The 19,783-nt window shown below is 67.7% G+C and carries 17 protein-coding genes and 1 pseudogene; 13 read left to right on the top strand and 5 right to left on the bottom strand.

Annotated features, from left to right (window positions below; all coding sequences use genetic code 11):
* Positions 1-7: 7 nt before the first annotated feature.
* From F7P10_RS43385 to F7P10_RS19060, 4 genes and pseudogenes are all read right to left on the bottom strand, one after another.
* On the bottom strand, positions 8-706 hold the full coding sequence (locus F7P10_RS43385) for an ATP-binding protein (protein ID WP_218040574.1): 699 nt from the start codon (positions 704-706) through the stop codon (positions 8-10).
* 284 nt (positions 707-990) lie between these two features.
* Positions 991-1,725, bottom strand: coding sequence for a very short patch repair endonuclease (locus tag F7P10_RS45465; RefSeq protein WP_368077477.1), 735 nt, complete (start codon positions 1,723-1,725; stop codon positions 991-993).
* Positions 1,726-1,916: 191 nt separating this feature from the next.
* A pseudogene (locus tag F7P10_RS44480) lies at positions 1,917-3,172 on the bottom strand (DNA cytosine methyltransferase).
* Between the two features lie 565 nt (positions 3,173-3,737).
* Positions 3,738-4,799, bottom strand: coding sequence for a hypothetical protein (locus F7P10_RS19060; RefSeq protein WP_151010645.1), 1,062 nt, complete (start codon positions 4,797-4,799; stop codon positions 3,738-3,740).
* 356 nt (positions 4,800-5,155) lie between these two features.
* Between F7P10_RS19060 and F7P10_RS19055 the strand changes: the two genes are divergently transcribed.
* Positions 5,156-5,803, top strand: a complete 648-nt coding sequence (locus F7P10_RS19055) for a hypothetical protein (RefSeq protein ID WP_151010642.1) — start codon at positions 5,156-5,158, stop codon at positions 5,801-5,803.
* A 49-nt stretch (positions 5,804-5,852) separates the two neighbouring features.
* On the opposite strand, the gene F7P10_RS19050 is transcribed toward F7P10_RS19055, so the two are convergent.
* Complete coding sequence (locus F7P10_RS19050; protein ID WP_151010640.1) at positions 5,853-6,554, bottom strand: hypothetical protein; 702 nt, start codon at positions 6,552-6,554, stop codon at positions 5,853-5,855.
* A gap of 273 nt (positions 6,555-6,827) precedes the next feature.
* Here F7P10_RS19050 and F7P10_RS19045 point away from each other — a divergent pair, with 273 nt between their 5' ends.
* From F7P10_RS19045 to F7P10_RS18995, 12 genes are all read left to right on the top strand, one after another.
* The gene (locus F7P10_RS19045) at positions 6,828-7,814 is read left to right on the top strand and encodes a hypothetical protein (protein WP_151010638.1); all 987 of its coding nucleotides are present in this window, start codon (positions 6,828-6,830) and stop codon (positions 7,812-7,814) included.
* Positions 7,815-7,830: 16 nt separating this feature from the next.
* The gene (locus tag F7P10_RS19040; protein ID WP_151010636.1) at positions 7,831-9,627 is read left to right on the top strand and encodes a S9 family peptidase; all 1,797 of its coding nucleotides are present in this window, start codon (positions 7,831-7,833) and stop codon (positions 9,625-9,627) included.
* 50 nt (positions 9,628-9,677) lie between these two features.
* Positions 9,678-10,925 (top strand): MFS transporter, encoded by a 1,248-nt coding sequence (locus F7P10_RS19035; RefSeq protein ID WP_176611551.1) that lies wholly within the window; start codon positions 9,678-9,680, stop codon positions 10,923-10,925.
* A gap of 88 nt (positions 10,926-11,013) precedes the next feature.
* A complete protein-coding gene (locus tag F7P10_RS19030) occupies positions 11,014-11,355 on the top strand; it encodes a hypothetical protein (protein ID WP_151010632.1) in 342 nt (113 codons plus the stop codon).
* Between the two features lie 587 nt (positions 11,356-11,942).
* Positions 11,943-12,512: a hypothetical protein gene (locus F7P10_RS19025; protein ID WP_151010630.1), complete on the top strand. Its 570-nt coding sequence runs from the start codon at positions 11,943-11,945 to the stop codon at positions 12,510-12,512.
* 216 nt (positions 12,513-12,728) lie between these two features.
* The gene (locus F7P10_RS19020) at positions 12,729-13,160 is read left to right on the top strand and encodes a hypothetical protein (RefSeq protein ID WP_151010628.1); all 432 of its coding nucleotides are present in this window, start codon (positions 12,729-12,731) and stop codon (positions 13,158-13,160) included.
* A 27-nt stretch (positions 13,161-13,187) separates the two neighbouring features.
* A complete protein-coding gene (locus F7P10_RS19015; protein ID WP_151010626.1) occupies positions 13,188-14,987 on the top strand; it encodes a relaxase/mobilization nuclease domain-containing protein in 1,800 nt (599 codons plus the stop codon).
* A 187-nt stretch (positions 14,988-15,174) separates the two neighbouring features.
* The gene (locus tag F7P10_RS42455; RefSeq protein ID WP_176611550.1) at positions 15,175-15,465 is read left to right on the top strand and encodes a hypothetical protein; all 291 of its coding nucleotides are present in this window, start codon (positions 15,175-15,177) and stop codon (positions 15,463-15,465) included.
* Positions 15,462-16,412 (top strand): DUF2637 domain-containing protein, encoded by a 951-nt coding sequence (locus F7P10_RS19010; protein WP_176611549.1) that lies wholly within the window; start codon positions 15,462-15,464, stop codon positions 16,410-16,412. Before F7P10_RS42455 ends, F7P10_RS19010 begins: the two co-directional genes overlap by 4 nt.
* Positions 16,409-18,409, top strand: a complete 2,001-nt coding sequence (locus tag F7P10_RS19005; RefSeq protein WP_151010622.1) for a toprim domain-containing protein — start codon at positions 16,409-16,411, stop codon at positions 18,407-18,409. Before F7P10_RS19010 ends, F7P10_RS19005 begins: the two co-directional genes overlap by 4 nt.
* Before the next feature lie 22 nt (positions 18,410-18,431).
* Positions 18,432-19,301, top strand: coding sequence for a hypothetical protein (locus tag F7P10_RS19000; protein ID WP_151010620.1), 870 nt, complete (start codon positions 18,432-18,434; stop codon positions 19,299-19,301).
* Between the two features lie 18 nt (positions 19,302-19,319).
* Positions 19,320-19,589 (top strand): superinfection immunity protein, encoded by a 270-nt coding sequence (locus F7P10_RS18995; protein WP_151010618.1) that lies wholly within the window; start codon positions 19,320-19,322, stop codon positions 19,587-19,589.
* The last annotated feature ends 194 nt before the right edge of the window (positions 19,590-19,783 follow it).

Here is a 19,783-nt window from a genome sequence, read left to right as displayed (position 1 = left end):
TTGATCTCTACGCCCCGTCGGCTGACGGTGCGTTTCTCATCCCAGACACAGGGCTTTCTGGGGGAAGCTTCTTGCCGTTGATCGTTAGCCGGAAGCCTCGTTCGGTGAGGAGGTAGCTATATACGTCACCCAGCTTTTCCCTGATCACCTTGAGGGCGTTTGGGCGACGAAGCGCCTCGAACTGTTCTCCCTTGAGGCCGCTGATGGTGATGACGGTCCCGTGCTCAGAGGGGTTCGCCTTGGGCACCTGGCGGTACGGAGCTTGGTACGCGGCCGACGCCTCGATCTGCGGAAGATCAAGCGTAACCTCGGTCCAGTAAGAGTCGCCGGAACGCCCCGTGCGGACGACGGTCTTGCGGCCGAGGCGAGCGGTTGCGATGTTGAATCCCATACCAAACAAGCCGAGCGCGCCGTGCCGACCGTTCCCGCTCCAGCCTGCGCTGATCGCCTTACGCACCTCGTCGAGACTCATGCCTCGGCCGTTGTCCTGCACAACTACCTCAGCCGTAGACCGGGAGTCCTGCGCGGTAGGCAGCGAAATGCTCACGGTAGGCTTCTCGCCGCCCGTCTCGGGTGAGGACTGGAATACGTCGAAGGCGTTGTCCGTGAGCTCGCCGAGGCACTGCCAGGCCGCGAACTCGATGTCGCCCAGGACACCGAGGATGCGGGGGTGCGGCATCACGTTGATGTACTGGTCCTCAGACATGCGTTGCTGCCCCCCAGATGCCGTGTACCGGGTCATGCTTGGTGAAGTGGGTTTGACTGGCGGGGACTGAGCTTCGAGTCGCCCGTGACTCGCCCCCCGAGGTACCTCGCGTCAGCATACGTTTACTCTACTGACTCCCACTGACAACGGTTCGGGATCCGCAGGATCAGCCTCGACCAGTGTCAATGCACAGCCCGCGATCCCATGCATGACTGGTTTTCATGATCATAGATCATGCCGGGGTAATCATCGATCAGACAGTCGGCTCGAACTCCCCCGCCAGGCTACTGGCGGCCGGTCTCCGGTGCGGCAGCCGCCTGTTCGCCTACAGCGTGGCCGCCAGGCGCGTCCTGTGGCGTCGCACTGTGGTCGCCATCACCAAGTTCCTGGGAATGGTTGATTTGCGAGGTGCGCGTTTTGGGAGCCGCGAGGAGTTGCCGCGCCCTCACAACAGTGATGATCTTGTCGGCCGCCTCCGATGGATCCTCGTGCTCCCAAACCCGCACTGGCAGCCATCCCGACTGTTTCAGCAGGCGGTTCGTCTCAAAATCCCTCGCGCGGTTTCCCTTGATCTTGTCTCGCCAGAACTCCTCGTTCGTTCTCGGCCATCGGCAATGATCGGGGCAGCCATGCCAGAAGCATCCATCCACGAACACGGCTACCTTCGCGCCGAGGAAGGCAACATCAGCGGTTCGCCGCATACCGGGCATCGGGCGGTGGGAGACGCGGTACCGCACGCCCCGCTCATGCAGGCGCTTGCGCAGGAGCTTCTCTGGAGTCGTGTCACGTGATCGGTTGCCCCTCATGGAGGCGCGGACTGAGCCGCTCGCCGCCCAGGAGGACGCTGGCGTTTCCTCCTGGGGCAGGACGAGGTCGCGTTCGATGGCCCTACGCCAAGCTTCGGCGAGATTCTTGCGACGGGTGTCGTAGTCAACCTCTCCGAGGTACACGGGATTTCGCGTAGCCCCCTTGTCTGACCAGCGTAGATAGGCCCGGATCCGACGGGTCTTGGTCTGCATCTTCAACTCGACGGAGGCGCGGGCTCGGCGCCCACCGCCCAAGTCCACCCAGCGCCGGTCAGGCCCGCCTGCGGCTCTATCCTGCTCGGCCGCAGCCTGGGCCCTCGTCCTGCCGGGCCGGCCCTTCCACGCCCGCTCAGGTGGCTGCTTTTCTTTCCAGCGGCCCTGGCGCGTAGTCGCATTCCCGGAGGTCACCGCGTGCTCCGCGCATTGTCCAGGGCGGTAGCCACCGCCTTTGCGAAGACTTCGCCCAATAGAACTGGGACGGCGTTACCAAGCTGGCGCATCCGCTCTCCTCGCGGGCCCTCCAGCACCCAATTGTCCGGGAATGTCATTACGCGCGCCGTCTCTCGCACGGTCATGTACCGATGTTTATACCTCCATCCATCCGGAGCGGAGGTATCGCGAACGCGGTCGTCGGTCAGCATTACCGACTCACCACCCGGCACTCCGTGAACGCCCGCCTTCACTGTCTTCGCAGGGCGGTCCATCTCGTTTGGAGTGTGCCCTTTGTAGATGCGCGCGTCGGGCCAGCCGATGTGATTCGTCACGCCGCCCAAATAGCGCTCCTGGCGGTCCAGGTGCGCCCAGGGGACGGGCGGCAATGGCGGTTCACCGTTCAGGCCGGCGAGGGCGTCGCGGAATGTGCGCCACGGAAGAAGTGACGCCTCCTCGGTATCGATGGCGGACTGCTTCGCCAGCCCCGTCATGACCCGATCTCGAACGTGGTCCGGGACTTGATGGCGATCCCAGTAGTCGCCCTCCCGCATGGAGTGGACCAGGGCGGCGTGTGAGTGGGTGGGTCTGACACTGCGCTTGAATGCCTGGATATCCACGCCGAGGTCTCGTCGAAAGGCGACGATGATCACCCTGTTTCTGACCTGCGGGACCCCGTAGTCCGCCGCGTTGACAGTCGTAGCGACGACATCATAGAGCTCGTGACCTCCGGACGGGTCGGAGGCTCGCCCACCCCGCAAGTCGGCGTCGTAGGCGTGCAGTAGCGCGTTGTGTTCCTGCCACGTATTCTCCGGGTCGCGTTCCAGGTAGGGGTAAGCCAACTCCCGCAGGATGTACTGGAAATAGGGCTCGAAAGACTTGCGCCGGAGACCGACCACGTTCTCGCAGATGACGGCCTTCGGCTGGGTCTCCCGAACGGCACGGAACATCTCCGGAAACATGTTTCGCTTGTCCTCGTCCCCCTTAGCGATCCCCCCAAGCTAAACGGCTGACAGGGCGGCCCGCCAGCCAGTACATCCACTTTGCCGCTGAGGTATTTCATGTCGAGCTCGCGGACATCGCTCTTGACGAGGGGGATGGGCCCGCCCGGCTCCGGGATCCACTCCTCCGGGCCCCGCTCCTTGGCGCCGTTCGCCTCCAGTGTCTCGCATGCCCGGTTGGCGACCTCGCTGTAGAGGAGCGGTCTGAAACCCGCCCGCCCAACGGCCATGGCCAAGCCGCCGCCGCCGGCGAACAGCTCCACTGCCGTACGGTCAGGAGATCGCCCTTCTTGCTGCTCAGACATCGTAAAACCATACCGCGGAGTAGAGCTACTTGTGAAGCGGATTGCAGTGGAGTGGTGAAATTTGACTTGCCAAGCTGCGAAGCTGGGGGTGGCCGGGTTTGGTGATGCTCGTGCAGGTGCGTGGAGGAGTGGCGGAGCCGGGCAATCGTCTGTCACCAGGTGACGTAGCCGGTGAGGGCGGCAGGGCGAGCGGCCGGGATCGAGGCGAAGCTTGGTCTGCGGCCACCATCACCTCGCTGAGGAGGCGGACCGTGTTCGCGCGCGGCGCGTTCGGCCGCCGACCAGGCTCAGAGGCGCTGCCTCACCAGGTCGATCGCGTTACGTCGTGCAGTTGGTGGCGATACCGGCACTGTCGATGCGCGCACGGCCCCACAGGGCAAGGAACTGCCTCGCTCGTGTGTGTGGGGGAGAACGCCACGGCTGGCCCGAGCCTGCCGAAGGAATTCCGACCCGTTCTACGTGGTGCCAGGACTGGGGGCAGCATGCAAAGTCAGCGGGGTTGCGGGCTCGTGCTTTCGATGCGGTCGAGGAACTCGCGGGCTGCGTGGTTGCGGCGGTAGGGGTGGAGGTGTTCGGCGAAGCGGGACAGGTGTCCGCGGCAGCGGGCGGAGTCGACTTGGCCGGAGAGGGTGTCCAGGGCGCGGTGCGCGTTGGTCAGGGCTGGTTCCAGGTCGGGTTGGGGCTGCTGGACGTAGGTGGTGGCGAGCAGGATCTGCCGTAGTGCGCCTTCGCGTGAGGAACCGTCGTGGTGGAGGGCTTGCCGTAGGTGGTGGCGCGCCCGCTGGTAGTCGCGGTTGCGCAGGTGGCAGTAGCCGGCTTGGCCGTGTGCGTGGGTGGCGGTCATCCAGTAGCTCCAGCCGGGGTCTCCGGTGAGGGAGTCGGTGGAGAGGGCGTCGAAGGCGGCGTCGACGGAGCGCCGGATGTCGGTCGCGCGGCGGGCGGTGGTGGCGGTCTGGTCGCCTGCGTGGGCTTCGGCGGCGCGCAGCTCCAGGATGGCGGTGACCCGGTTGCTGGCCCCCGGGTGGCCGGTGCGGGCGGTTTGGGCGAGCAGGACCGCCTCGCGGCCGCCGTCGAGATCCTTGGCCTGACAGGACATGAACCCGATGATGTTCGCGCCCAGTGCGCGGTCGCCCGCGGTGTGCGCGGCGTGCAGGCCGGCCACCCAGTAGCGTTGCGCGAGTCCGTGCTGGCCGTCGTCGAAGGCGACGAAGCCCGCCAGGCGGAGGAGCTCTGCTGCGGTGGCGTGGAGGCGCCAGCCGATGGTGTCGTCGTAGCGGCCGTGGTGCAGCAGCGTGGTGACGTACCGCAGGTGTCCGTGGACGAGCTGAAGGAGCGGACCACCGCCGAGCTGGTCGTCCATGTGGCGCAACCGCGCGGTGATGGCGTCCAGATCGTCGACGACCAGTGCGGGAACGGCGGTTCCTGTTTCCTGGGCGAGCTTGGTGACGGGATGGGCGATGAGCCACTCGTGCGTCGGCGAGGTGATCGAGGCGCCCATCAACATCAAGAAGCTACGACGATCCATGTAGCCAGCGTCCGCGACCGTCTGCACCGCGCGCAAGGTCCCGGTGGGTGTCCATGCGGTCTGGAGGCCGGTGGTGGCGGGGGCGCACTCCAGGTCGTCGGGGGGCCAGCTGAGCTCGGCGACGGTGCCTGAGCGGCCCAGTTCCTGTCCGAGGACGATCGTCGTCAGTGATCGCCACGGCGATCTGGGCTTCTCGCCGCGAATCTATGCGCATCGCCCTCGCCCGCTCCCAGCCTCTGATGGGGCCCCCGCTTCGATGGACGCGAGCACGGCACGGTTCGCGCCGACGGGCAGGTCGCGATCCAGCTGTCCGGGAGGCGCCGGGGGTTTGATCGCGATGTGGTGATCCACGTCTTGTCGTACTGGGGCGGCATGATCGCGGCATGGGGTTGGGCATGGTCGTCGGCCTGCTGGCCGATATGGAAGCTCAGGGCGACGTCGAGTACGCCGATACGGTACGCGCGGAGTTCGCCTTGATCGGGGAGTTGCTCGTGGAGGCGGGGGCAGGGAGCTGGGACGAGCCGAGGCTCACGGCGCAGGACGTCCAGGCGTACGGCATGGGGTATTCGGGATTGCACACCGTACGGCGCCTCGCCGTCCATCTGGCGCGACGTGGGCGGTTGCCCGAGCCGCTGGAGGACTTCTCGAGGGCGGCGAAAGACCGGCTTCTCAAGAAGGCGTATGCCCGGATGCCTGACGGTGGCCCGTTCGACCATCTTGTCCACCATTCGGACTGCGAGGGGTACTACGTGCCGGTGCCGTTCGACGCGCTGATCGTCGATGAGCGGCTTACGGGCGGCTGGCTGGGGTCGTCCGTGCGGTTGCTGGACGAGGTGCGCCGGATCGCCGCCGCCCTGGAGTTGCCCGAAGATCTGGATCCGGATTCCGAGGAGGTCGACGAGGTGCTTCGGGGCGAGCGGCGGTCGGCTGAGCGCTGGCGGCGTTACGGGGTCGAGTCGTTCACGTGCCTGCAGCTCATCGGCGCAGCGAAGCATTCGCTGGCCACCGGAGCGGCGATCGCGTTCACCTGATACGTGTGGGCCCGGAGCGTGTGCTCCGGGCCCACACGGTTCGTGTACCTCAGGCTGCCATGGTGGCCTGGAGCTTGGTGGTCGCCTGCTGCGCCGTGAGCAGGTTGATCGGACGGCGCGGGAGCGGTCGGGGCCCGTCGGAGTCGACGAGGTAGGTCGGGCCGTACGGCCACGGACCCGCGATGAGTGGGACGAGACCCGTGCCGGGCCAGCTCTGCATGGCCTCGTGCACGACGTCGCCGTCCGGCCCAGGCGCCGTGAACCACAGCACCGTCGAGGCGGTGAGTGCCGGACGGTCGTTGACGCTGAGCGCTCGAATGACGTCGGCCTCGAACTCCAGCCTCTCGACGATGTCCTCGAGGGTCTCGGCCACGTGGAGCCGCGGGACCAGTTGATCGGCGAGTGCGTCGTTGAAGGCGTCGTCGAAGAGAGACCTCAGGTCGCGCTCGGTGGCGATGACCCACGAGACGCCGAGCTTGCTGGTCAGCGCTTCGGTCAGGGCGGCGCGCAGGAGTCCGTCGGCGCCGGCGCCGATGAAGCCGGCTCCGTGGGGGTGCCCGAAGGCGAGAGCCAACGGCTCGGTGTCGGCGCTGGGCGGGGAGGCCGTTCGTAGACGGCTGGTGATGCGCTGCCGGAACAGGGAGCAGATGCGGTCGCGGGTGTGCGGACGCGTGGCAGTGGCGGTGGAGACCGAGCACTGCTTCGTCGTCGGCTGCTTGGCGCAGGTGCAGATGCGGGTGAGGACGTTCATGTCTTGACCTCCAGGTCGGGGTTGGTTGCGCGGAACGATGGAAGCGCAAGTCTGCAGGTCAAGCCCATGATCGAAACTCCGCAAGAGAAGAAGTGATCAACGTTGCGATGCGACCTCGCCGACCGGAGGGGCGGATCGGACGATGCAGGTGTGGCGTCCCGTGACTCTGCGGAGCGGCTGATCACTTCTACTCAGTGAGTACAAATACTCACCGTTGGTTCTTGTCACACACTGACTCCCTATGGCTACTCTCTGTGTCAAAGGAGGTGGCGTGTGCACACAGAGGCCGAGCAGACGGCGAAGCAGCTCCTGACAGACATGGTTTCTGACGAGTTGCTTGCCCTCTATACCCGGCTGCTGCGAATCGACGGATGCCTGCGGGAGGAAGCTGCGAATCTACTGGATGGCCCCGAACAAGTCGAGGCATTGATAGGTGCCGGGTCGGCGCTTGTCCGCTCTTCGGGCCCTGGGACTCCGGCGCAGCTGGTACCCACCCGCCCCGATCTGGCTCTGCAGGGGCTGCTGGTCGAGTTGTCGCGCCGGATGGTGGCCGATCAGGATCGCCTGCTGACGGGCCAGCGGCGCATGTCCACGATGCATCTGTGGCCTTCCTCGATGGACGGCTCGGCCGACGGGCTGGTGCAGGTCATCGTCGACCGCGACCAGATCAGCCGGGTCGCGCGCGGCTTGATCAGCTCTGCCAGTTTCGAGTGGTTGACGCTGGACAACCAGTCGGTGGAACGGCCGATGGACGAGCTGACCGCTGTTCCGCCCCCGCCGTCCTTCGACGGCCATGTGAGGTGTCGGGCGATCTACGAGTCCGCGTGCGCTGAGCATCCGGTTGGGCTCAAGACCATCGAGATCGCGGTGGAAGCAGGGGAAGAGGCCCGGTTGCTGCCCCGGCTCGGCATGAAGATGAAGATCGCCGACGAGTCGATCGCACTGCTCCCGCTGACCCCGACCGGCATGACGGGCGCTCTGCTGATCCGTTCGCCCGTCATCATCGGCGCCCTGCGCGAGTACTTCGAGTTCCTGTGGGAGCGAGCGGTCCCATTCGGTGCCGCCAGTCCACTCTCTGACATGCAGAAATACGTCCTGAACATGATGGTGGAAGACGTGACGGTCGAACAGATGGCCAAGCGTGCCGGAGTGAGCGTTCCCACGATCCGGCGTCACTCGACGGCCATCCGGAACATGCTCGGCGTCGATCTGCCTTTCGCCGCCGGTGCCGCTGCGGTTCGCCGCGGCTGGGTCAAATGAGCACGGGAAGGTTCGCATGCCCGGATACAAGGATTTCGTTCCGCGACAGAGCTTCCAGCCGACCCTCGCGCTCTCTCCGGATGCGACGTTGGTCGCCTACTCCGGTAATACGAGCGGACAGTACGACCTGTGGATCGTCCCGGCAACAGGTGGTGAGTCTCGTCGGCTGACCGACCTCGCGGGGCAGGCGGTGCGTAACGTCGCATGGTCGCCGGACGGCAAATACCTGGTCTTTACGGCCGACCGGGAAGGCGACGAGCAGTACCGCCTGTACCGCGTCGGGGTAGACGACGAGCAACCTATCGACATCAGTACCGGGCCGCACTGCCAGCGGGTGTTGGCGTCCTCGCCCTTCGACGCCAGCGGGCGTTTCCTGGCTTACGCCGCCAACGATCGTGACCGGGCCGTCCAGGACGTCTTGGTCCGTGACCTGGACGACGACAGCGAACGCCGCTTCATCCCACCTCCCGGGGTGGTCTTCGAACCGGCGGAAATATCACCGGACGGACGGTGGCTGCTCACCGCGGGCTTCCGTTCCAACAGCGACGTCGCCCTCTACCTCATCGACCTGCAGAGCAAAGCCGAGCCGTTCTGCGTCACCAGCAGGCACGGTGAGGGGCTGTACGAACCGGGGCCGTGGATGGCCGACTCGTCCGGCTTTCACCTGATCACCGACCGGTGGGGCGAGTTCAAGGCAGTCGGCCGCTATCTCATCGACGAAGGAACCCTGGAGCCGGTCGTCCAGCACGATTGGGATGTCGAGCACATCGACGCCGCCGGTGACACCCTTCTGTGGTCGGTCAACCAGGACGGACGCTCCATCCTGCATGCCCGCCACGACGGCGAGCCCTTGCCAATTCCGCCCCTTCCCTCCGGTGTCATCACCGCCGGGGCACTCGCACCCGGCGCGTCCCCCGTCGCCGTACTCCTCGACTCCGCGACGCGGCCCACCGAGATCGTCGTCCTGGCCCCCGAGGACGGGCCGCGCTACCTCACCGATACACGCCCCCCGGCAATCAAGACGATCACTGCCGTGGAACCAGAATCGGTGGTCTACCCGGCCTCGGCAGGACGCCGGGTGCACGCGCTGCTCTACCGCCCCAACCAGCCCGGCCCGCACCCCGTCGTGCTGTCCATCCACGGCGGCCCCGAGGCGCAGGAGCGCCCGAGGTACGCGCGCCGGGGGCTTTACCAGTACCTCCTCGACAGGGGCGTCGCCGTCTTCGCCCCGAACATCGCCGGCTCGACCGGGTACGGCCGCTCTCACCAGCGCCTCATCTACCGCGACTGGGGCGGCATCGACCTGGACGACCTCGACCACGCCACCCGCTACCTGCAGGACGCCCCCGACCTGGACGCTGACCGCGTCGCCGTCATGGGTGGTTCCTACGGCGGCTTCGCGGCGCTTTCCTGCCTCGCCCGCCTGCCCTTCACCTGGGCGGCCGGAGTGTCGATATGCGGCCCCACCAATCTGCTCACCCTCGCGCAAGCATGCCCACCCACGTGGAGACACTTCGTCGATGTCGTCCTCGGCAACCCGGAAACGGACGCTCAGCACCTGACCGACCGCTCCCCGGTGACCTATGCCGACAACATCACCGCGCCCCTGCTCATCCTCCAGGGAGCCCGGGATCCCCGCGTTCCGCAGGCCGAGTCCGACCAACTCGTCCACCGTCTGCGCAGCCGCGGCGTGGACGTCCTCTACAACGTCTACGCCGACGAGGGCCACGGATTCACCAATCGCGCGAACGAAGTCCAGGCGCACGAAGAGATCGCCGACTTCCTGATCCGGCACCTCCTGACGAGCCGATAACCGCGATCACCGCATCCAACCAGCAGGCAACGAGTGTGAGGCAGCAAGACGTGCCCAAGGCCCTATCGCCACTGGCTCTGCTCACCGAGCCGTCCGTCGCGCCGCTGTTCTTCGCGCGCCTTCTGTCGAGCGTCGGCGTCGGCTTCGGGCAACTCGCCCTCGCATGGGGCGTCATGGACCTGGGATACGGGCCGGGCGGCCTGTCGATCGTCCTGGCCTGCAACTCCGCACCCGCGCTGCTGCTGCTCTTCGGCGGGCTCGCGGGCGACCGCTTCCGCCGTCACCACGTCCTGATGACGGCCGAGATCATCACGTGCCTGGCATGGCTCGGCCTCGGAGCCTGCTTCCTCGCCGGAGAGGCCCCGCTGCAGCTGCTCTGCGCACTCGCCCTCTCGTCCGGCGTGGCCACCGCGATGTTCCTGCCGACCATCCGCGGCATCATCGCCGACCTGCTGTCCAGGACGGGACGATCGGCGGGCAACGCGCTGATCAGCCAGACCAGGTCCATTGGACTGCTGACCGGGCTCGCGGCGTCCGGGTTCGTCGTCTCGATCCTCGGACCAGGATGGGCCGCCTCCACGCGCGGCGCCCTGTGCGCGGTCAGCGCAGTGCTCCTCAGCCGACTCGACACCACTCGCTGGCAGAACGATCGGACGCGCGTCCTGCGCGACCTGCGCACCGGATGGCGCGAGTTCACCGCACACCGCTGGGTCTGGATCCTCACCCTGCAGTACACCGCCGTCATCATGGCGATGGTCTGCTTCACCGATATCGCCGGACCGATCTACATGGACGACGGCAACGGCGGCGCCCGAGCCTGGGGCATCATCACGGCGACCGACGCCGTCGGCGCCCTCATCGGAGCCTTCATCGGAGCCCGATGGAAGCCCGCACGCCTCGTCCTGGCCGCCGCACTGCTCCCGGCGGCCGGGGCCATCCCGATGTTCCTGCTGGCGACCGGAATCCCCTGGCCACTCCTCGCCGCAGCCGCTCTCATCCCGGGAGCCTGCCAAGCGGTGTTCTACGTCCTCTGGACCACCGCCCTGCAGAACACCTTCGCACCCGACGTGCTCGCGCGCGTCAACAGCTGGAACATGATCGCCGGATACGCGCTGATGCCGCTCACCCTCCTGGTAGCCGGCCCCCTGGTCAAGAGCATCGGCCCGCAGAGCGCCGCCCTGGGCGCCGGCCTCCTCACCGTCGCCGCCGCAGCCGTAACGCTCGTAGCCCTCCGCGCCGCACCCGACAAGCAGACCGTCGCCAAGCAGCCCCCGAAAGAAGTGCAGATTCACCTCTAAAGTCGCCACGGTCGATGAGTAGCCGCGCCGCGGAACGTGAGTACTCCTGCGGATCCGCAGCAGTCCGGTCGGCTGGTCTGCTGAGGGCATGCACCGGGTCACCATCAATTCCGTCGAAGCGATCGTCTACGGCGTCCTCGTGCTGGCACCTTCCCCGGTCCTCGCGTTGATCCTGTGGAATGTAGGCCCCGAGCACGTCACGGGCACGGATCTGGAACCCCTGTACTGGGCGCCCGCTCTGCTCGCGAGCGTGTCCGGCGCCGTCGCTCTGTGGTGCGCCCACGTCCGACGGACCCGCTGGCGGTGTGACTACCGCTCGCTCTACATCATCGGTTCGCTGGGCGTGGTGATGCTGATCCCGTTGGGGTTGTTCGCACTCGTCTGCCTGATCATGAGCAGCATCGGCACGCAGGACGGCGGCTGGAGCTGAAGCACAATCGCCGACGGACACCTCGTCACCCGAGATGCTGGTCAGGCGGCTGGGCGATGCGACACCCGTGCGCGGCCGGGACGGCCCAAGCGCTCGGCCCTCGACCACAGTGCCGGACGTGCCACTTCTAAGCCCCGTCCTTGGACGGAGGGAGGTCCGGAGCCTGACCTCCCTCCACTCTGGGACGTACTGCAGTGACTTCGTAGTCGAGAAGCGACAGCGCTCTGGCCGATGCGCGGGTGCACGCGGAGTTCGACATCGGCTTCGGGTTCGCCTTCCGCCGGGATCGTCGCGCGCGTCACGTCATGTCATACCAGCGGAACCGCGACCCCGCGAATGTCGCATTGCACGCGTCAGCCAGCGCCCCCGCCAACAACTTCGCCGGCACGAGCTGCGATCGCCACGTGCAGCCGCTCGTCCGAGTGGGCAACTTAGAACGATGATGCGCCACGCCGAAGATTAATGTTGCTACCGGGAAGAGAGTAGGGCAGTCTGTGGTGCGGACGACGGCGGGTTCCGCCGTCGCACTTCCCAAGAGAGGAGTCCCTGGATGGTCCGACTCACGTTGATGCCGGAGGGCACCTCGCATGGACGAACACGACACCCGCACCGACGACGACACCGAGCGGCTCGCCGGCGAGCTGTACAGCCGTGTCCGTGAACTCAATCGCTGCGTCCAGGAAGGGCCGGGCCTGACGCGGCCTGCGACGGCGTACACGGTTCTGGGGAACCTGGCTCAGTCATCGTTCAGCCTGGCGCAGACCGCCGAGCAACTCGACATGTTCCTCGACCGGGAACTCTCGGCGGGAAGGCTCGGGCACGATCACGGCGAGCTCGTCCCGGCTGCCGTTCGGGCGCACGATGCACTGGCGCGGGCGAGCGAGCACGCGACGGAAGTCGGTGAGGCGTTCCGTCGGGCGCAGGGGGCACTCGCTCCTATCCACAGCACTGTGGATAACGAAGTGCAGTCGCCGGAGAAGGCGGAAGAAGCCGACACGACCGTGGCCGACCATCTGGGTGGGGCTACGCGGGATCTTGATCCGGCCGAGCGAGATTTCCCCGCACCCATCGGCGAGGTCCTCGCGGAGGGGAGCCAGCCAGAACGATCGTCGGCGCCGCGTCCCTCGACACCGCGTCCCCCGCGACCCGCGCCGTAGATCCCAGCTCCGTCGATCGGTACACGCGGTCGGGCGCACGAGGCGCCTGACCGCACCCGGTCGCCGTCTGCGGCGAAGCCCGGCGGGCCTTGGCCTTGCCCCGCCGGGCTTCGCCGCCGCGGGGCAAGAAATGGAAATCGTGCACATATGGGGGTCCGGACCGGGCGCGGTCCGGACGGCGGCGGGGATCGAGCGCGATCCCAGGGGGTGTGGCCAATGGTCGGCGAGGACGGACGGAGCCCGGCGGCGGCGCGGACGGCGCGGGGGATGCAGCGGAACCGGCGATCGCACCGCACTCCACGCCGGGAGCGGTCGGTGCGGTTCTCGCTGTCGGACGAGGAGCACGCGATCGTCGCGGCGACGGCGGAGATCGAGAGGCTCGCCGTCGGCGCGTTCGCGGCGCAGGCGACGCTGGCGGCGGCCCGTGGCAGTGCGCGCCCCGAGCACATCGTGCTCCGGGAGACGCTGGCGACGGTGATGCACGCGGCGGGGCAGGCGCAGCGCATCGGAGTGAACCTCAACCAGGCGGTCGCGGCGATGCATTCCGGCGAACCGCCACCTCAGCTTCGGTGGTACGCCGAGGCCGCCGCGCGTGCCGTCCGCAGGCTCGACGACCTGGCCGAGGAGGTGCGGCTTCGGCTGCCCTGACCGTGAGGGCGGATCTTGATCGGGAAGGTGCTGCGCGGCAAGCGGGTCCAGGGCCTGATTCGCTACCTGTACGGGCCCGGACGTCATGGAGAACACCACAACCCCCACATCGTCGCCGGCTTCCGGACACCGGCCGCGCTGGAACCGGCCATGGACGCCGCCGACGTCCGCGATTTCCGCAGGCTCGACGCGCTGCTCACCCAGCCCTTGGCCCTCTTGGGCGACCGGAACTACAGCAAGCCTGTGTGGCACCTCTCCCTGCGAGCCGCACCGGAGGACCCCGTCCTGACGGACGAGCGGTGGGCGGAGATCGCGCGCGAGGTGATGACCCGCACCGGACTGGCGCCGGACGGCGATGCCGCCGCCGTCCGGTGGATCGCCGTTCGCCATGCCGACGACCACGTTCACATCGTCGCCACGCTGGCACGCGCGGACGGCGAACGTCCGGACGTCTGGAACGATGGCTACCGGATCCGGGACGCCTGCCGCGCGGTCGAGGAGCGCTACGGCCTGCGGCGGACGGCCCCGGCGGACCGGACGGCGGCGCGGCGACCCAAGCGCGCGGAGACCGAGAAAGCGGCTCGCCGGGGGCGAACCGAACCGGTGCGCAGCACCTTGCGGCGGCACGTCCTCACCGCGGCGGCGGAGGCACGGACGGAGGACGAGTTCTTCGCCGCCCTGCAGACAGAGGGTGTGGCGGTTCGCAAGCGGTACAGCACGCGCACCGCCGGCGAGGTGACCGGGTACGCGGTCGCGCTCGCCGACGACCTCGCCGCGTCCGGACGGCCCGTCTGGTACGGCGGCGGGAAGCTGGCCAGCGACCTCACCCTCCCCAAACTGCGGCACCGATGGGCTCCAGAACGGGGTGCTTCGCCGGAGCTCGGTCCGCTGTCCGGACGGAACGTGTCGGCGCGGACGGCCCGTGCCGTGTTGCGGACGGCCGTCCGCCGCGCGGCGGACGAAGCACGAACCGTCGACGGCTTCCTAGAGCGGCTTCAGGATGAAGGGGTGCTGGTCAAGCGGCGGTTCAGCCAGCTCGACCCTGGTCAGCTCACTGGCTATGCGGTCGCGTTGCCGACTCAGTCCGACGACGAGGAGCCCCTGTGGCACACCGGGGGACGTCTCGCAGCCGATCTCACCCTTCCCCGCCTACGCCGGCGCTGGACGTCTTCGCCTTCCACGTCTCGGGAGCGTGCGCCAGGTGACGATCTCAACCTTGAGGAGCGGCAGGCGTTCTACGAGGACGCTGCCCGCGCAGCCGCCCACGCGACGGCTCAGATCCGCAGGCACATGGCGACGAATCCGTACGCGGCGCAAGACGCCTGCTGGGCAGCTTCCGACACCCTGCACGTCGCTGCCAAAGCCACCGGGAACCAGCACCTTCGCCGGGCAGCCGAGGCCTACGACCGCGCCGCCCGGACACCTCACGGTCACATCCCCCGCTCCAGCCCAGCCGGGAACGCCCTGCGCACCGCGGCCCGGATCCTGGTGCTGGCGGGCTCCAAAGACCCCGGGACGATCGCGGTGCTGCTGCTCGTGGGAAGCCTGATCGCCTTGCTCGACACCATCGCCCACGTCCGTCGACTCCAGCACCGGCAACCTCAAGCGGACGCTGCACGGAGAGCCGCCCACCACCTCGAACGAGTGAGAACGCCGACTGGGGAACCTCCAGCGGCCTGGTTCGCCGAACCGGATCTCACGTACGCGCAAGGCCGTCCCGCGATGGACGACTTCCCCCGCCGGTGGGCACCCACCACCGGTATCGCTCGAAGTTCCGTGCGGGCCGTACCGCCGCAAGCAGCCCGAAACCGCGACCAGAGCCGGTGACCGGTACGCAGGCGCGGCCGGACTCTTGTGGCCGCAGCCGACCAGCGGACGCTCATGGGTCAAAGTGTTTCGACACGCCGATCCAACTACTTTAGTTGACCACTCCCGCCGCGTGATGCATCTTCTCTTCAACGACTTTAGTTGACGGGCGCTGAGTCCATCGGCCGACGTAACCGGGGGATCGCTGATGAGGCAGAAAGTCACCAGGCAGGTCGAGTTGAAGCGACGGCGTGCTCGCCTGCTCCGCCTGCACTACGAGCTCAAGCGCAACGGCACGAAGGTGCGGGTCCGCAAGCCACGGAACGGGCACTGGCAGCTGAAGATCCGAGGCGGAGGATGGTCGGAAACCGTCCTGTGCGCGGGAGCCGAGGACACCTACGTCTACGTGACCGCTCACGGTCGGTTGCTCGGTACGACCGGAGAAGTCCGGCACATCGCTCGCCTCCTGGCCTGGATGGTCGAGAGGCATCAGCGTTGACCTCGAACCAGCCGCCGGCGCCGGTTCCGGAACCGCAGACCCCGAAGCCGGACGACGAGGTCGCGGAGGCAGCGCCGTCGGACGGCATGCGCGCCACGGTCGTCAAGGCGGTGGCCGCCGTCGTCGCTCCCCTGGCCGTCGCACTCGCGATACTCGGCGGGGTCGGATCGTTCGCGACGGTTCGCGAGATGGCCGAGCCGCACTTCGGTGAGCTGGCGTGGATCGTGCCGGTCGGCATGGACGTCGGGATCCTCATCCTGCTGGCGTGGGATCTGCTGATGGAGTACCTCGACCTGCCGTGGCCGGTCCTTCGCTGGGTCGCCTGGGCCTACATCGCCGGGACGGTACTCGTGAACATCGCCGCCGCAGGCGGTGACCTGGCCGGCAGCGTGATGAACGCGGCGATGCCGATGCTCTTCATCACCGTGGTCGAGGGTGTACGTCACCTGATCCGGCGCTGGGTCGGCCTGTCGTCCGTCAGGCGAGTGGAGCGAGTACCTCCGGCACGCTGGATGCTCGCGCCGGTCTCCAGCCTGCTGCTTTGGCGCCGCATGGTCCTTTGGCACATCACCGGATACCAGCAAGGGCTCGAACTGGAGTACCGGCACCTCCTTGCCGTCTCGGAGTTGAAGCAGCAGTACGGCCGGTGGACATGGCGGTGGCAAGCGCCGCTGACCGAGCGGTTGTCGCTGCGACAGCTGCCCGACGAGCTGGTGACCGGCCCGTCCGATGAAGAAAAGACGAGCGAGGACGACGCTCCTGACGGCGATGACCTGATGGACCTCGCTCGGCAGCTTTATCGCGAAACCCAGAGGACGGGTGTCCGGTTCACGCGAGATCGCCTTGGCCTGTACCTGCGTAAACGCGGCATCACGATCGCAAACGACCGACTCGTGGAGATGATCGCGGCCGTCCGTGACGAGGCGGCCAAGCGGGGCTCGGCATGACAATACCGACTCCGGAGGAGCAGGCCGATCGGGTTGACGAGCAGCAGCAGCGCGTGAACGTCCTCGAAGGCATCGCCTCCCATGCCGTGACCCGTCTCGCCAGCGGGAAAACGCCATGGGACGAGTGGCTGACCCACGCGAGCCGACATGGGCGGCACGGGTTCACCAATACGCTGCTGATCCCGGCGCAGAGGCGAACGGCCACCGACGTCCGTTCGTACGACGCGTGGCGAAAGACGGATCGACACGTCCGCCGAGGTGAGACCGGAATCCGCGTCATCTCCGCGCGCGGCAAGGTTCGGTCGCTCTTCGACATCGAACAGACCGAAGGCAACGCGGTGGACATGCCGACGGCGACGTCCGCCGATGGATTCGAACGGCTGTCGCGCGTCGCCACGGGGCTCGGCCTCTTCGTGGACCGCAGGCAGCGCTGGACCTACCTCGGCCGCCCGGACCAGCGGATCGTCCTCGCTCCCGAACTGGACGAACTCTCCGCGGCCTCCCTGCTCGCCCACCAGCTCGCGCACATCCTTCAACCTGGCGAGCAGATGGACGCGGTCCACGGGCAACCGTCGGGCTGCCACGGCGCCCGGCGAGTCATCGCCGACTCGGTCGCCTACCTACTGCTCACCGAGCTGGGCCTGCCCGTCTCCCACCTGCGCTTCCCACCCGCAGAGTCGTGGGCCGGTGCCGACCTGCGCGCTGCCCCCGACGCCGCCGTCCGGGCGGTCGGAGAACGCATCGTCCGAACGAGCGCGAAGCTCCTGCGGCGACTGGGAGAAGCCCCATCGAAGACGCCAGCGGCTCCGTCGGCCGCGGCGGAGCCCGGAGCGAGCGAGACGCCACACGAGGGATTCCTGCCTGCGCCCCAGAAGGCAACGAACCAGGCACGAGAGAAGCTGCTGGCCGCAGTGGCGGACGCCCACCGCTTCTACCAGCGGAGCCTGCGAGGAAGCTGGGGAGCCGACTACCTGACCAGCCGCGGCTTCAGCCCAGCGGTTCAGGAGCAGTGGGAGGTCGGGCACGCGCCCGGCACCTACAGAAGCCTCCTCAACCACCTGCGCAAGCTGGGCCACGACGACCGGACGCTCATCGAAGCCGGTCTCGTGCGGCAGAAGGGCGATGAGAAGCCCTTCGACATGCTGCGGGATCGCGTGCTGTTCCCACTCCGCGATCAAGAAGGCGCCGTCGTCGGATTCATCGGGCGTCGCCAGGACGGAGCCAAGGGGCCCAAGTACCTCAACACACCGGAGAGCGCTCTGTTCAAGAAGAGCGAGAACCTCTTCGGTCTGCACGAGGTACGCGGACGGCTCGCAGATGCGGCGCGTCCGCTCCTCGTCGAGGGGCCACTCGATGCGATCGCGGTCAACACCGTCATGCCGCAGACCTATGCCGCGGTCGCGCCGTGCGGCACAGCGATCACCGCCGCGCAACTCCGCTCACTCACGACCACCACCGGCCTCGAAGCTCATGGCCTCGTCCTCGCGCTTGACGGAGATCCCGCAGGACGCGTCGGCGTGCTACGCGCGTGGCGCGCCCTCCAGCACGTCACCCATCCGGTCGAGGTTGCCGTGCTTCCTCAAGGTCGGGACCCCGCTGACCTCATGTCCTCAGCCGCACGCCCCTCTGTGGTTGAAGCGCTACAATCAGTAGTTCCCCTTGTTGACCTGGTAATCGATGAGACGGTCGAGCGGTTCGGGGGAACGCTCGAGTTCGTCGAGAGTCGGCTGGCCGCAGTACGCGCCGCCGCCCGCCTGATCGCCGATCTGCCGCCTGCCCAGATCGGTCGGCAGGTCGCCCGCGTCGCCGCCCGCACCCGGGTGGAGACCACAGAGATCACCGCCGCCGTCGCAGCGGCCGTCAGTCCGGACTCGGACCCCACCCCGGCTGCGGAGGACTTCCCCTTACCTCCGCTCACCGACCGCGACCGAACAACTCGTACGACCTCGGCCCGAACGGGCGAACAGCAGCGCCGATCCCGATCCCGTTCCCGATGACGCACTCACGATGGAGAAGTCCATGACACAGCAACACCCCGACCCGATCAACGAGGGGCTCATCCACAGCGGCCAGCGCATCGTTCAGATCGTCACCTTGGCCGTCGGCGCGAAAGAGGCTTGGGACCGGCGCAGGAGTCGGTTAAAGCTCGCAGAACAGTCCGCCGAGATCCACGCGCGTCGGGCGGCCCTGGCCGAGGCTCGGTCCCGGTGGTCGCTGGCCCACGACCGCAAATGGCTCCACCAGGCGAACCTGATCGACGTGGCCGAGGCATGGGGAGCAGCCGTCCCGTACGCCGCCGAGAACGCCTCGGCCGCTTCAGCCGTCGGCAAGTGCGAGGAACGGCTACGCGAACTGCACCCGCACGCGATGAGTCACTACGACCGCTTCCGCGCCGAGAACAAGGATCCGCTCGCCGCGATGCGCGAGGCTGCGCCCTACTTCGACCGGGACCCGAACATCCGGACCGGCGAACCGGCCGCGCCGCGGAAAGAACTACACGAGGGCGCCGGTGATAGATGGGCGGCCACTGTGCACGGCCCCGACCGCGGTGAATGGGAGGAGGCCCGCCAGGAACAGCGCGGGCGCCAGATAGCGGACGACCTCAGAACCCGGCTGCAAGCCCAGGGACGGGAGCCCGAACCCCAAGAGCTACGGACCGTCCTGGAGGTCACCACCAACCTGCCAGAGCACATCATCGCCAGAGCCGTTCCAGCACCCGCGGGCCCGAGCCGACATCACCGAACCACCGACACCGGGCCGGCTGCCGAAGACTTCCCGCTGCCGATCGACCAGGCGCTGGCGATGACCGCGAACCAGCCCTTCCCATCGGCATCCGCGCGGCGCTCGGAAGCTCCCTCTCCCGACCGGAACCGCCGCCGGAACCTCTGACACCGAACGGAGAGCGAAATGATCACCGAGATCCCGTCGGACTGGATCTTCGGGCTGGGCCTCGTCGCAGCCTTCGTGGTGCTGGCCGTCCTACCGACGTTCATCGCGATCGCCCGCGGCGCAGATGACCTGCCGTACATCGTCCTGCTCAATGTCCTGTTCGGCGCCACCGTCATCGGATGGCCCATCGCCCTCGTCCTGGCCATCCGATGGCCTCGTCGCTACCCGCGACCGCGCCGACCCCTGAAGCCCCAGCCTCCCGCATCCAACGGAGGCCCTCGTGCGTGACACGTTGGCTGCTGGCCGCGCCTCTCTGCCAGCATGCAGGCTCGCACACCGAAAGGTCGGCAGTGCGCGGCGAGGTGCACGGTCGGTGGCGCCTCGGCTGTCCATCATCGCGAGCTCGGCGCTCCTGATCAGTGTCCCCGGGCCGGTGGGGGCGGCGAGTGCACAGGCTGGAGCCCACTCCGGCCTGCGCAGCG

It is taken from the genome of Actinomadura sp. WMMB 499 (assembly GCF_008824145.1).
Lineage (GTDB): Bacteria > Actinomycetota > Actinomycetes > Streptosporangiales > Streptosporangiaceae > Spirillospora.
This window is presented reverse-complemented; position numbering and strand designations above follow the sequence as displayed.

Bases quoted from the DNA above. Each gene is read 5' to 3' on its own strand.
- F7P10_RS18995 (WP_151010618.1), top strand. From the start codon at position 19,320: ATGATCACCGAGATCCCGTCGGACTGGATCTTCGGGCTGGGCCTCGTC.
- F7P10_RS19030 (WP_151010632.1), top strand. From the start codon at position 11,014: ATGCACCGGGTCACCATCAATTCCGTCGAAGCGATCGTCTACGGCGTC.
- F7P10_RS19040 (WP_151010636.1), top strand. From the start codon at position 7,831: ATGCCCGGATACAAGGATTTCGTTCCGCGACAGAGCTTCCAGCCGACC.
- F7P10_RS43385 (WP_218040574.1), bottom strand. From the start codon at position 706: ATGTCTGAGGACCAGTACATCAACGTGATGCCGCACCCCCGCATCCTC.
- F7P10_RS19025 (WP_151010630.1), top strand. From the start codon at position 11,943: ATGGACGAACACGACACCCGCACCGACGACGACACCGAGCGGCTCGCC.
- F7P10_RS19050 (WP_151010640.1), bottom strand. From the start codon at position 6,554: ATGAACGTCCTCACCCGCATCTGCACCTGCGCCAAGCAGCCGACGACG.
- F7P10_RS19055 (WP_151010642.1), top strand. From the start codon at position 5,156: ATGGGGTTGGGCATGGTCGTCGGCCTGCTGGCCGATATGGAAGCTCAG.
- F7P10_RS42455 (WP_176611550.1), top strand. From the start codon at position 15,175: ATGAGGCAGAAAGTCACCAGGCAGGTCGAGTTGAAGCGACGGCGTGCT.
- F7P10_RS45465 (WP_368077477.1), bottom strand. From the start codon at position 1,725: ATGCAGACCAAGACCCGTCGGATCCGGGCCTATCTACGCTGGTCAGAC.
- F7P10_RS19020 (WP_151010628.1), top strand. From the start codon at position 12,729: ATGGTCGGCGAGGACGGACGGAGCCCGGCGGCGGCGCGGACGGCGCGG.
- F7P10_RS19000 (WP_151010620.1), top strand. From the start codon at position 18,432: ATGACACAGCAACACCCCGACCCGATCAACGAGGGGCTCATCCACAGC.
- F7P10_RS19005 (WP_151010622.1), top strand. From the start codon at position 16,409: ATGACAATACCGACTCCGGAGGAGCAGGCCGATCGGGTTGACGAGCAG.